Genomic DNA, 12,522 nt, shown 5'->3' with positions numbered 1-12,522 from the left:
TGCTGGTCACACGCTCGGGCTAATCTCATGTATATAGGCGCTCTGATCGGGTACCGAAATAGAAACGAGGCGAACACCTGCCGTGAGCAGCAGTTCTACATCCCAATTCGGACAGAACCAGTGGCTGGTTGACGAGATGTACCAACGCTTCCAGGACGATCCGTCGTCCGTGGATCCGAGTTGGCACGAATTCTTGACCGATTACTCGCCGGAGTCGGCGAACACGGGGGGTGGAAACGGAACTGCCACGAACGGCAACGCAGCCGCCCCCGCCGCTGTGCGCACTCCGCCTGCTGCTCCTAAGGCCGCTCCGCCCGCACCCCCGGCTCCACCGAAGGCCGCTGCGCCCGCGGCCAAGCCCGCCGCAGCGCCCGCGGCCAAGCCCGCCGCAGCGCCTGCGGCCAAGCCCGCCCCGGCCGCCAAGGCCGCTCCCGCGAAGCCGGCTCCGGCCGGCGGCGCGGAAGAGACGAAGGTTCTTCGCGGCGCGGCAGCCGCAGTAGTCAAGAACATGTCGGCCTCGCTCGAGATCCCGACCGCTACCAGCGTTCGCGCGATCCCCGCGAAGCTGATGTTCGACAACCGCATCGTCATCAACAACCACCTCGCGCGCACTCGCGGCGGCAAGATCTCGTTCACCCACCTGCTGGGCTACGCGATCATCCAGGCCGTCAACGCGTTCCCCAACATGAACCGCCACTTCGCCGAGATCAACGGCAAGCCGCATGCGGTCACCCCCGAGCACACCAATCTCGGACTGGCGATCGATCTTCCCGGTAAGGACGGCAACCGCTCACTGGTCGTCGCCGCTATCCGGAACACCGAGGCGATGAACTTCGTCCAGTTCCACGCCGCGTACGAAGACATCGTCCGCCGCGCCCGTGAAGGCAAGCTCACCGGCGAAGACTTCACCGGCGTGACCATCTCGCTGACCAACCCGGGCGGCATCGGCACGGTTCACTCCGTCCCCCGCCTGATGAAGGGCCAGGGTGCCATCATCGGTGCCGGCGCGATGGAGTACCCCGCCGAGTTCCAGGGCGCAAGCGACGAGAAGCTGGCCGAGATGGGCGTCGGCAAGCTGATGACGCTCACGTCGACGTACGACCACCGCATCATCCAGGGTGCCGAATCGGGCGATTTCCTTCGCACGATCCACAACCTGCTGATCAGCGACGAGTTCTACGACGAGATCTTCCACGCACTCGGCAACCCGTACGAGCCGGTTCGCTGGCGCAAGGACGTGCCGGAAGGCGCGGTCGACAAGAACACCCGCGTTCTCGAACTGATCGCGGCCTACCGTGACCGCGGCCACCTCATGGCCGATACGGACCCCTTGCAGTTCGTCAAGGACAAGTTCCACAGCCACCCCGACCTCGACGTCATCAGCCACGGCTTGACGCTGTGGGATCTGGACCGCGAGTTCAAGGTCGGCGGCTTCCACGGCAAAGAGAAGATGAAGCTGCGCGACGTGCTCAGCGTGCTTCGCGACGCGTACTGCCGCCACGTCGGCGTCGAGTACACGCACATCCTCGAGACGGATCAGCGTCAGTGGATCCAGGATCGCGTCGAAGGGCATCACGCCAAGCCGACGGTTGCTCAGCAGAAGTACATCCTGAGCAAGCTCAACGCTGCCGAGGCTTTCGAGACCTTCCTGCAGACCAAGTACGTCGGCCAGAAGCGCTTCTCGCTCGAGGGTGCCGAGACCGTCATTCCGATGATGGACGCCGTCATCGACCAGGCTGCCGAGCATCAGCTCGACGAGGTTGTCATCGGCATGCCGCACCGCGGTCGCCTCAACGTGCTGGCCAACATCGTCGGCAAGCCGTACTCGAAGATCTTCACCGAGTTCGAGGGCAACATGAACCCGGCCGCCGCTCACGGCTCCGGCGACGTGAAGTACCACCTCGGCGCTTCGGGCACCTACATCCAGATGTTCGGTGACAACGACATCGCCGTGTCCCTGACGGCCAACCCGTCGCACCTCGAGGCCGTCGACCCGGTTCTCGAAGGCCTGGTTCGCGCCAAGCAGGACATCCTCGACAAGGGCGAAGAGGGCTTCACCGTTCTCCCGCTCATGCTTCACGGTGACGCGGCATTTGCCGGTCAGGGTGTTGTCGCGGAAACGTTGAACCTCTCGCTGCTGCGCGGATACCGCACCGGCGGCACCGTGCACATCGTCGTGAACAACCAGGTCGGTTTCACCACCGCACCGGAGCACTCACGCTCGTCCGAGTACTGCACGGACGTCGCGAAGATGATCGCCGCACCGGTATTCCACGTCAACGGCGACGACCCCGAGGCATGTGTCTGGGTTGCTCAGCTGGCTGTCGACTTCCGTGAGAAGTTCGGCAAGGACGTTGTCATCGACCTCATCTGCTACCGCCGCCGCGGTCACAACGAGGGCGACGACCCGTCGATGACCCAGCCGGCGATGTACGACGTCATCGACACCAAGCGCAGCGTTCGTAAGAGCTACACCGAGTCCCTCATCGGTCGCGGTGACATCTCGCTCAAGGAAGCCGAAGACGCACTTCGCGACTACCAGGGCCAGCTCGAACGGGTCTTCAACGAGGTCCGTGAGCTCGAGAAGTTCCAGCCCGAACCGTCGGAGTCCGTCGAACTCGACCAGACTCCCCCGGCTCGCCTCACGACGGCTGTTGCTCCCGACGTTCTCGAGCGCATCGGCGACGCGTTTGTCAACGTTCCGGAGGGCTTCACCACCCACCCGCGTGTCAAGCCTGTCGCGGAGAAGCGACGCGAAATGGCCCGCGAGGGTCACGTCGACTGGGCGTTCGCCGAGTTGCTCGCGTTCGGTTCACTGGCCGAGCAGGGTGCACTGATTCGCCTTGCGGGTCAGGACTCCAAGCGTGGAACGTTCACGCAGCGTCACTCTGTGCTGATCGACCGGAAGACCGGCAACGAGTACAGCCCGATCGCCGAGATCGCTGCCAACGCCGGCAACGGTGGCAAGTTCATGGTCTACGACTCCGCACTCACCGAGTACGCGGGTCTGGGCTTCGAATACGGCTACTCCGTGGGCAACCCGGACGCTCTTGTGCTGTGGGAAGCGCAGTTCGGTGACTTCGTCAACGGCGCGCAGACCATCATCGACGAGTTCATCAGCTCGGGTGAAGCCAAGTGGGGTCAGCTCTCCGACGTCGTGCTGCTTCTGCCGCACGGCCACGAAGGACAGGGCCCCGACCACACGTCCGGCCGCATCGAGCGTTTCCTCCAGCTGTGCGCCGAGGGTTCGATGACGGTTGCCGTTCCGTCCACCCCGGCAAGCTACTTCCACTTGCTGCGTCGCCATCACCTCGACGGCATCCGCCGCCCGCTGGTGGTCTTCACGCCCAAGTCGATGCTGCGTAACAAGGCTGCGGTCAGCAACGTCGAAGACTTCACCACCGGCAAGTTCCGGTCTGTCTTCGAAGAGCCGAACATCGAGAGCGGCGAAGAGTCGCGCGATCAGGTCAAGCGCGTTCTGCTGGTCAGCGGCAAGCTGTACTGGGAGCTCCTGGCGAAGAAGCACAAGGACAACCGCAACGACGTCGCCATCGTGCGCGTCGAGCAGCTGTACCCGGTGCCGAAGCGTCGCCTGCAGGAAACCTTGGACCGGTACCCGAATGCAACCGAGTACCGCTGGGTTCAGGAAGAGCCGGCCAACCAGGGCGCATGGCCGTTCCTCGGCCTGGCTCTGCCGGAACTCCTGCCCGGCACGTTGAGCGGTATCCGTCGCATCTCGCGTCGTTCGATGTCTGCACCTTCCTCGGGTTCGAGCAAGGTTCACGCCGTCGAGCAGCAGGAAATCCTCGACGAGGCATTCCTGCCGACCAACTGATTTCTTGAAGTAGGGGCCGGGCCTCACATTCCGTACGGAGTGTGAGGCCCGGCCTTTTCTCTGTTCGCCGGTGCTATCGCAGCAGTTCCGGCGTGACGGTCAGCCCTGCGGCAGCGGACGCAAGAGCGGGCAGAGCGTTCACCGTGAGCTCGATGAGTTCTTCGCGGCTGATTGCCGGGGATCGGAGCCAGCTGATGGTTGCTTCCTCGACAAACGCGATCCAGCCTCGTACTGCCAGCTCGACCTGCGGTGTTCTCGGCAACCCGATGGTGGGTAGCTGATCGAGAGTTCGCGCCGCCATGACGTCGCGGGTCTGTTCGAACACTTCTCGCATGTGCGGATCTCCGCTGGCGGTTCCCCGCAACAACGAGACATACGTAGTGCGATTTTCAGTGACGTAATCGACGTACGATGCCAGAACCGACCGTAATGTCGCGATCGGATCATCGGTTTCGATTGGCTCGGTTCGGGCGAGCATCTGTTGGCTGGTGTGCCGGACTATCGCTAGGTGGAACTCGCTTTTGGACGCGAAGTAGTGGAACAGCAAGCCTCGGGAGACACCGGCTTGATCGGCAATGTCTTCGACCGATATCTGTTCGAGTGGCCGTTCGGCGAGCATGCGAGCGCCGAGGTCGATCAGTTGCGCTCGGCGTTCGTCCGGACTCAGTCGCGTGCGCTTGGCTCCGTCCATAATCGACAGACTACTGAATAAACGTCAATAAGCTATTGACCGTTCGTCAACAACGGCATATCGTTCCATACATGAGTCTCCCAGTTACAGATACTTCAGCATCTGCCGCGGATACGCGCTACGTGAACACGCTGATCATCGGCAGCGGTTTTGCCGGTCTCGGCGCTGCCATCAAACTGGCGCAGGCCGGGATCACCGACTACGTAGTTGTCGAGCGAGGCAACGACGTCGGCGGAACCTGGCGTGACAACAGCTACCCGGGCGCTGCGTGCGACGTGCCGTCGCATTTGTACTCGTACTCGTTTGCACTCAACCCCGAGTGGACGCGTTCCTTCTCCACTCAGCCCGAGATCTACAAGTACATCCAGTCCGTCGCAAACCGTCACAAGGTACTGGACAAGCACATCTTCGGCTGCGACGTTCTCTCCGCGCACTGGGACAACGATCGCGCACACTGGAAGGTCTCCACCACCAAGGGCGAGTTTGTCGCCAAGATCGTCGTGTCGGCTGTAGGCGCTCTGTGCGAGCCCGCCCTCCCCGACATCAAGGGCATCGACGGCTTCAAGGGCGAGATCTTCCACTCCTCACGCTGGAACCACGACGCCGACCTGACCGGCAAGCGCGTCGCCGTTATCGGCACCGGAGCGTCGGCCATCCAGATCGTCCCGGCCATCGGCAAGAAGGTGTCACAGCTCGACGTGTACCAGCGCACCGCGCCGTGGATTCTGCCCCGCGCAGATCGCGAGTACACCAAGATCGAGCACCTCGCGTTCAAGTACCTCCCCGGTTTCCAGAAGCTGTGCCGCACCGGCATCTACTGGATGCGCGAGACCCAGGTTGTCGGCCTGGCAAAGGCGCCGATCTTCATGAAGCCCCTGCAGTTTGCCGCCGAGCGTCATCTCAAGGCCCAGATCAAGGACAAGGCCCTTCGCAAGAAGGTCACCCCCAACTTCCAGATCGGCTGCAAGCGCATGCTGATCTCCAACAACTACTTCCCCACCCTTGCCCAGGACAACGTCGACCTGGTGACAGAAGGAATCGAGGAAGTTACCGCCACCGGCATCGTGTCGAAGACGGGAACCACGCGTGAGATCGACGCCATCGTCGTGGCCACCGGTTTCCACGTCACCGACTCCCCCACCTTTGCGGGAATCTTCGGCAAGGACGGACGCTCGCTCGCCGAGGTCTTCGAGGACACCGGCATGCAGGGATACAAGGGCGCAGCCGTTGCCAACTTCCCCAACATGTTCTTCCTCGTCGGCCCCAACACCGGTCTCGGCCACTCGTCCATGGTGTTCATGATCGAATCGCAGCTCAACTACCTCGTCGACGCGATCGCCACCATCGACAAGTACGACATCGGCACCATCGAGGTTCGCAGCGAAAAGCAGGAAAAGTACAACAAGGACCTGCAGGCAGCGATGTCCAAGAGCGTCTGGAACAACGGCGGTTGCGCCAGCTGGTACATGGACAAGCACGGAAACAACACCACCCTGTGGCCCGGTTTCACCTTCCAGTTCCGCAATGCCACCAAGCATTTCGACCTCGCGGCGTACCGTAGCGTCGCCACGTCCGATCTCGGCGCAGTCGGCACCGGAACCACATCACAGATCGACCTCGACGACGAGAAAGCAGTAGCACAATGAGTGATTTTGTTGGCAAGGTTGTTGTCATCACCGGAGCGGGATCGGGTATCGGCCGCGCACTCGCACTGAACCTGGCCGGGCAGGGTGCGAAGTTGGCGATCTCCGACGTCGACACCGTCGGCCTCACCGAGACCACCCGCCTCGTGGAAGCTCTTGGTGCCCAGGTGAAGTCGGACCACCTCGACGTCACCCAGCGCGAAGCGGTTCTCGAGTACGCCGACGCGGTTGCCGCCCACTTCGGCAAGATCAACCAGATCTACAACAATGCGGGTATCGCGTACCACGGCACTTTCGAGAAGTCCGAATTCAAGGACTTCGAACGCGTCATGGATGTCGATTTCTGGGGAGTTGTCAACGGCACCAAAGCATTCCTGCCGCATGTCATCGCATCCGGCGACGGCCACATCATCAACATCTCGAGCCTGTTCGGCTTGCTGTCGATGCCCGGTCAGAGTGCATACAATTCGGCAAAGTTCGCAGTTCGCGGCTTCACCGAGTCACTGCGCCAGGAGATGCTGATCGCCAAGAGCCCGGTGAAGGTGACCTGCGTGCACCCCGGCGGAATCAAGACGGCCATCGCGCGCAACGCCACTGCCGGACCGGGCGAGGACCTCGCGTCGTTCTCCGAGTTCTTCGATCGCAAGTTGGCGCGCACCACTCCTGAGGATGCAGCCAAGACCATCGTGAACGGGGTTCGCAAGGGCAAGCCACGCGTCCTCATCGGCATGGACGCCATCGCACTCGACGCCTGGGTCCGCCTGGTCGGTTCGGGATACCAACGCGTCGTGGCCACCATCGCCGGCCGCGTGATGCCCAAGTCCCACTGAGCTTTCCACTTTCACACAGTCAGGAGCCCTGCCGGTGAGCACGTTCACCCTTCCGCTACCCGTTGTCGCCTTCTTGTTGAAGCCTTACTTCCGTCTGGCCTTCAACTCGCGACTGCCGTATCGGGTTCAGCGTCTACTGCTCGAGGCCGGAGCTCCCCTGCAGCAGATTCCAGCGGGCGCCGTTGTGCGTCCGCTGGAACTCGCCTGCCGACCCGCCGAGCGGATCACGGTCGGAGCAACCGAACGCCCGTCGGCAGTGCTCTACTTGCACGGCGGCGCCTACACGCTGGGCTCGCTGAGCACACACCGCAGCCTGGCAGCACATCTGGCACGCGAATCTTCCCGCGCTGTCTTCACGTTGGATTACCGGCTCGCTCCCGAGAATCCTTATCCCGCAGCGCTCGACGACGCCGCAGCGGCGTACATGCAACTGATCACCGAATTCGACTACCGGCCCGAGCAGGTTGCCATTGCCGGTGACAGCGCCGGCGGCGGTTTGGCGGTCGCAACGGCACTTCGCCTCATCGAGCGTCACGGCGTACAGCCCGGGGCGTTGGCACTGATCTCACCCTGGGTGGATCCCGGGGATCGCAGCGCCGGGAAGAAAGCCGATCTGGTCGTCAACACCGGCTGGTCGTTCGACGCCGCCGACGCCTACCTCGGACACGGCAACCGCACGGATCCCGGCTACGCACCCATGCATGGAAACCTCGAAACACTGCCGCCCACAAGGATTCACATCGGATCGGGCGAAGTCCTCTACCCTCAGGTCGTGGAGTTCGCAGACAAACTCACCGCGGCCGGCGTCGACGTGTCACTGGTCGAATACGCACGGTTGTGGCATGTCGCGCACGCCCAGGCGTCGCTGGTCACCGAAGCCGCCGACGCAGTAGCCGATCTGGGGCAATTCCTGGAATCACACGGAGCCAGGGCAGCGGACAATTCAGCCGATGCGGCCAGTCATTGACGGGTGTCCCACCAGGATCGCGCCACCGCTGACGGCGTTGCCTGCCCGCGTCGGACCTGGTCGATCATCGCGGCAAGGTCTGTCGTGGACAGTTCACCCGCAACAACACTGAGCGCTTTGACTGCGGGATCACTCAATGCACCGGTCCGAAACAGTGGAACGACGTTCTGCGCAGCCAGGATGTGATCCGGATCGGCCAGCACTGTGACAGCGGTTGACTGAGCCAGGGGCGAGAGCGTCGTAGTTCCGAAGGCGGTGGGTTCGGTCGCAGCAGTGTCCGATGTGTCGGCTGCCGATTGCTCGACGCGCGCAAAAGTACAGTCAGCGCCTTCCGCTAATTGTTCCAGTGCACCATCTTCGATAAACCGTGGTGATACAACGGCAACGGTCTCGGCGCACGAGGGTGCAAATGCCCCGAGGGTGCGCGACTGAGTCCCCGATGCGGAATCGCGTCCCAACGCCACGACGGCCCGGTCTTCTGCGGTTGCATAGTCTGCAACCGAAAGACCCTCGGGCAGAGAACGACTCAACGCTTCGAAGACGTCGTCAGCGGTGCGGGCCGGATTCTGCGGTTCGTAATAAGTCAGTAGTGAACCGGTGAACTCGGGTACCAACGTCACACGCGCGGCATCGAGCGCAGCAAGTGCGTCCGACCGTCCGCCGGTGAGTTCCTCGACTCGACTTGGCACCCCCGACGACGCCAACACGGTTGCGTACACTTCGGCCAGGACCGAACCCTCCACCGACTCCCCCGACGCCACGACTACCTGCTCGGTCGGGGCACCGGCGTCGTTCCCTATCACCGAATCGCCGGTGCTGCATCCGGTCAGAACGGGCAGGACCAGCACTGCTGCAACAACTGTCGAATACCTCGCGCGTGCAGATAGCACCGAACCCTCACATTCCGTTCCCACTGATCGAATACCGTGCCTTGTCGGTACCTATCGTTACACTTGCCTGGCGATGCGCGGTAACCAGTCCTACTCGAGTGACACTCGGGTGACGGGAATGGTTGTCGACGCCCGAAACACGGAAGGACGCACATGCGCACCTCACGATTTCGTTCCAGCCGTCTGCTCGTAGCAGCGGCAACTGTCCTCTCACTCGCTGCGCTCACTGCGTGTGGCAGCAGTGACAACAGCGACAGCAGTTCGGACCCCAACACCGTCGTCGTGGGTTCGGCAAACTTCACCGAGTCCGAGATCATTGCCAACATCTATGCGGAAGCACTTCGCGTCAACGGTTTCGACGTGTCCACTTCGTTCAACATCGGTAGCCGCGAGGCTTACATTCCGGCGTTGAAGGACGGCTCGATCACCCTCATCCCCGACTACACGGGCAATCTTCTGCAGTATCTCGATCCCGCTGCCACCGCGACCAGTTCCGCGGACGTCCTGGCGGCTCTGCCGGCCGCGTTGGGTAGCGAATTGGCCATCACCACACCCGCGTCGGCGGAGGACAAAGATGCCGTAGTCGTCACCAAGGAAACGGCCGACAAGTGGAACCTGAAGACCATCGCCGACCTGGCGCCGCATTCCGCCGAGGTCAAGTTCGGCGCGCCGGCCGAATTCCAGGAGCGCCCCGTCGGCCTGCCCGGGTTGAAGGCAAACTACGGACTCGACATCTCGGCCTCCAATTTTGTCCCGATCGCGGACGGCGGTGGCCCGGCAACGGTCAAGGCACTCGCATCCGGTGACATCACCGCCGCAAACATTTTCACGACGTCGGCGTCGATTCCGGCCAACAACTTTGTTGTCCTCGAAGACCCGAAGAACAATTTCCCCGCCCAGAACGTCGTGCCGGTGCTGCGCGCATCGGCATCGTCCGACAAGCTCGCAGCCGTCCTCGACGCGGTCTCGGCAAAGCTGACCACCGAGGAACTGCTCGATCTCAACGTGGCGGTGTCCGGCGACGCCAAGACGGAACCGGCCGCAGCAGCCAAGGCGTGGATCTCGGCGCAGGGCCTCGACAAGCCGGTCTCGTAACCCACGTGATCACCTTCGAGGGAGTCACCAAGCAGTTCCCGGACGGCACCACCGCAGTTGATCGACTCGATCTCACCATCGAGGCCGAGTCGTTCACGGTGTTCGTCGGTCCGTCCGGGTGTGGCAAAACAACGTCGATGCGGATGATCAACCGGATGATCACGCCCACGTCGGGCACAATCCGCGTCGACGGCCGCGACATCTCGCAGACCGACGCGGTGACCTTGCGACTCGGTATCGGCTACGTCATCCAGAATGCCGGGCTGTTGCCGCACCGGACCGTCGTCGACAACGTCGCAACGGTTCCGGTGCTGCGGGGTGAATCTCGCCGCGCCGCACGTAAAGCCGCACTGGGTGTTCTCGAACGCGTGGGTCTCGATCCGTCACTGGCGACGCGCTACCCGGCGCAGTTGTCCGGCGGGCAGCAGCAGCGAGTGGGTGTCGCCCGCGCGTTGGCTGCCGATCCGCCGATTCTGTTGATGGACGAACCCTTCAGCGCCGTCGATCCGGTGGTTCGTGAGGACCTGCAAGCCGAAATGCTGCGCCTGCAAAGCGAACTGAAGAAGACCATCGTCTTTGTCACGCACGATATCGACGAAGCCGTCAAACTGGGCGACCACATCGCGGTCTTCGGCCCGGGCGGTCGACTGCAGCAGGTGGCGGCGCCGCGCGACGTATTGGCCGCGCCGGCTACGGATTTCGTGGCCGGTTTTGTCGGACGTGATCGCGGATATCGAGGACTGTCCTTCCGCAGCGCGGACGAGGTGCCGCTGCACTCCATCCGGACGGCCACCGAGTTGGAACTGACATCCCTGAGACTCGAATTGGGTGAATGGGTGCTCGTTGTCAGCGAGTCCGGTTCACCCCTAGGCTGGATCGATGTCACCGGTGTCGAGGGCATACGCGCCGGACACACTCTGGCACAGTCGACGTCAGCCGGCGGCTCTCTCTTCGGCCCGGGCGGCGATCTTCGGCAGGCGCTCGACGCGGCCATCTCGTCACCGTCGGGAATCGGTGTTGCCGTGGATGCCGAAGGTGCGGTGATCGGCGGCATTCTGGGCTCCGAGGTTGTGGCCAAATTGGCCGAGCAGCGTCGGCGCGAGGACCAGGAACGCAATCGACTCGCCTTCACCGAAGGATTCGGGGTGTAGCGGCGTGCGCTGGCTCATCGACAATTTCTCGACGGTTCTGGATTACACGCGAACACATCTGTATCTCGCACTGGTGCCGTTGGCGGTGGGCTTGGTCATTGCCCTTCCCGTCGGCACGGCAATTCGGAATATCCGATGGCTGCGCCGAATCACGTTGACCTTGGCCAGCATTGCGTTCACCATTCCGTCATTGGCACTGTTTGTCACCATCCCGCAGATTTTCGGACTCAAGACACTCGATCCGCTCAATGTCATCATCGCGCTCAGTGTGTATTCCACCGCACTACTCGTCCGCGCGGTCCCGGAAGCATTGGATTCGGTACCCGCCAACGTCATCGATGCCTCGACGGCCATCGGCTTCACCGCGCTGCGGCGGGCGTTGACCGTCGAACTGCCCCTTGCGCTGCCGGTTCTGATCGCAAATGTCAGAGTGATTGCGGTGACCAACATTTCGCTGGTGTCGGTGGGCTCGCTGATCGGAATCGGCGGACTCGGAGTGCTGTTCAAACAGGGCTACGACCGGGACTACCCCGACCAGATCGTGGCCGGCATCATCGCCATCGTGGTCCTGGCACTGGCCCTCGACTTGATCCTGTATCTGCTCGGCAGGTTCTTGACCCCGTGGACCAGAACTCCGTCCGCATCGAAGGTCCCCGCGATCGTCACGGCCGAAGGCGAGCCGGTATGAGTATCTTCACCGGCGCCTGGGAGTACCTGACCAATCCCGACAACTGGAGCGGCGACACCGGAATCGGCACCCGAATCCTGCAGCACCTTTGGTACAGCCTGCTGGCCGTCGCCTTCGCCGCGGTGATCGCGGTCCCGATCGGCCTGATCATCGGGCATCTACGACGCGGCCAGATCGTGGTGGTCAGTCTTGTCAACGCACTGCGCTCACTACCTACGCTCGGCTTGCTGACGTTCCTCGTCCTGCTCATGGGACTGGGAGTGATGCCCCCGATCCTCGCACTGGTCATCCTCGGCATTCCGCCATTGCTAGCCGGAACGTATGCCGGCATCGCCAGTGTCGACCGTGACGTCGTCGACGCGGCGCGCGCCATGGGAATGACCGAGACGCAAGTACTGCTGCGCGTCGAGGTTCCCAATGCGCTTCCGCTCATTCTGGGTGGGCTCCGAAACGCCACACTGCAAGTCATCGCGACCGCGACTGTTGCCGCCTACGTCAATCTGGGCGGCATCGGACGGTACATCTTCGACGGAATCGCGCTGTACAAGTACGACCGCGTTGTTGTCGGCGCAATCTTGGTCGCGGTGGTTGCGCTTATCGTGGACGGCGTACTTGCACTGGTCGTGTGGGCTTCCGTCCCGGGAACCGGCAGACTGCGACGCACCCCGAACCTCGCACGCGTGTAGCTGCCCACGCAAAAACCCCGACCGAAACCTTGTGTGCGGGTTTCGA

10 protein-coding genes are annotated in these 12,522 nt (G+C 62.7%); 8 read left to right on the top strand and 2 right to left on the bottom strand.

Annotated features, from left to right (window positions below; translation table 11 throughout):
* The first annotated feature begins 82 nt into the window (after positions 1–82).
* Positions 83–3,835: a multifunctional oxoglutarate decarboxylase/oxoglutarate dehydrogenase thiamine pyrophosphate-binding subunit/dihydrolipoyllysine-residue succinyltransferase subunit gene (locus tag CJ178_RS28970; protein ID WP_033236703.1), complete on the top strand. Its 3,753-nt coding sequence runs from the start codon at positions 83–85 to the stop codon at positions 3,833–3,835.
* A gap of 73 nt (positions 3,836–3,908) precedes the next feature.
* Here CJ178_RS28970 and CJ178_RS28965 read toward each other — a convergent pair whose 3' ends face one another.
* A complete protein-coding gene (locus CJ178_RS28965; protein WP_033236702.1) occupies positions 3,909–4,526 on the bottom strand; it encodes a TetR/AcrR family transcriptional regulator in 618 nt (205 codons plus the stop codon).
* 71 nt (positions 4,527–4,597) lie between these two features.
* Between CJ178_RS28965 and CJ178_RS28960 the strand changes: the two genes are divergently transcribed.
* From CJ178_RS28960 to CJ178_RS28950, 3 genes are read left to right on the top strand one after another with little or no spacing between them, the layout of a single operon-like run.
* Entirely contained in the window at positions 4,598–6,172 is a 1,575-nt protein-coding gene (locus CJ178_RS28960) for a flavin-containing monooxygenase (protein ID WP_095888544.1), read from the top strand.
* The gene (locus CJ178_RS28955) at positions 6,169–6,999 is read left to right on the top strand and encodes an SDR family NAD(P)-dependent oxidoreductase (protein ID WP_045069520.1); all 831 of its coding nucleotides are present in this window, start codon (positions 6,169–6,171) and stop codon (positions 6,997–6,999) included. The genes CJ178_RS28960 and CJ178_RS28955 overlap by 4 nt, the downstream gene beginning before the upstream one ends.
* A gap of 34 nt (positions 7,000–7,033) precedes the next feature.
* The gene (locus tag CJ178_RS28950) at positions 7,034–7,966 is read left to right on the top strand and encodes an alpha/beta hydrolase (RefSeq protein ID WP_045069518.1); all 933 of its coding nucleotides are present in this window, start codon (positions 7,034–7,036) and stop codon (positions 7,964–7,966) included.
* On the opposite strand, the gene CJ178_RS28945 is transcribed toward CJ178_RS28950, so the two are convergent.
* Positions 7,960–8,856, bottom strand: coding sequence for a glycine betaine ABC transporter substrate-binding protein (locus CJ178_RS28945; protein WP_095888733.1), 897 nt, complete (start codon positions 8,854–8,856; stop codon positions 7,960–7,962). The two genes, CJ178_RS28950 and CJ178_RS28945, sit on opposite strands and share 7 nt — an antisense overlap.
* Before the next feature lie 153 nt (positions 8,857–9,009).
* Between CJ178_RS28945 and CJ178_RS28940 the strand changes: the two genes are divergently transcribed.
* From CJ178_RS28940 to CJ178_RS28925, 4 genes are read left to right on the top strand one after another with little or no spacing between them, the layout of a single operon-like run.
* On the top strand, positions 9,010–9,951 hold the full coding sequence (locus tag CJ178_RS28940) for an ABC transporter substrate-binding protein (RefSeq protein WP_033236698.1): 942 nt from the start codon (positions 9,010–9,012) through the stop codon (positions 9,949–9,951).
* A 5-nt stretch (positions 9,952–9,956) separates the two neighbouring features.
* A complete protein-coding gene (locus CJ178_RS28935) occupies positions 9,957–11,102 on the top strand; it encodes an ABC transporter ATP-binding protein (protein ID WP_095888543.1) in 1,146 nt (381 codons plus the stop codon).
* Positions 11,103–11,106: 4 nt separating this feature from the next.
* Positions 11,107–11,790, top strand: coding sequence for an ABC transporter permease (locus tag CJ178_RS28930; protein WP_033236696.1), 684 nt, complete (start codon positions 11,107–11,109; stop codon positions 11,788–11,790).
* Positions 11,787–12,476, top strand: coding sequence for an ABC transporter permease (locus CJ178_RS28925; protein ID WP_095888542.1), 690 nt, complete (start codon positions 11,787–11,789; stop codon positions 12,474–12,476). Before CJ178_RS28930 ends, CJ178_RS28925 begins: the two co-directional genes overlap by 4 nt.
* Positions 12,477–12,522 lie beyond the last annotated feature (46 nt).

It is taken from the genome of Rhodococcus sp. ACPA4 (genome assembly GCF_002300185.1).
Taxonomy (GTDB): Bacteria; Actinomycetota; Actinomycetes; order Mycobacteriales; family Mycobacteriaceae; genus Rhodococcus_F; species Rhodococcus_F globerula.
This window is presented reverse-complemented; position numbering and strand designations above follow the sequence as displayed.

Excerpts from the sequence above, each read along its gene's own strand:
- CJ178_RS28925 (WP_095888542.1), top strand. The coding sequence starts at position 11,787 with ATGAGTATCTTCACCGGCGCCTGGGAGTACCTGACCAATCCCGACAAC.
- CJ178_RS28960 (WP_095888544.1), top strand. The coding sequence starts at position 4,598 with ATGAGTCTCCCAGTTACAGATACTTCAGCATCTGCCGCGGATACGCGC.
- CJ178_RS28955 (WP_045069520.1), top strand. The coding sequence starts at position 6,169 with ATGAGTGATTTTGTTGGCAAGGTTGTTGTCATCACCGGAGCGGGATCG.
- CJ178_RS28940 (WP_033236698.1), top strand. The coding sequence starts at position 9,010 with ATGCGCACCTCACGATTTCGTTCCAGCCGTCTGCTCGTAGCAGCGGCA.
- CJ178_RS28965 (WP_033236702.1), bottom strand. The coding sequence starts at position 4,526 with ATGGACGGAGCCAAGCGCACGCGACTGAGTCCGGACGAACGCCGAGCG.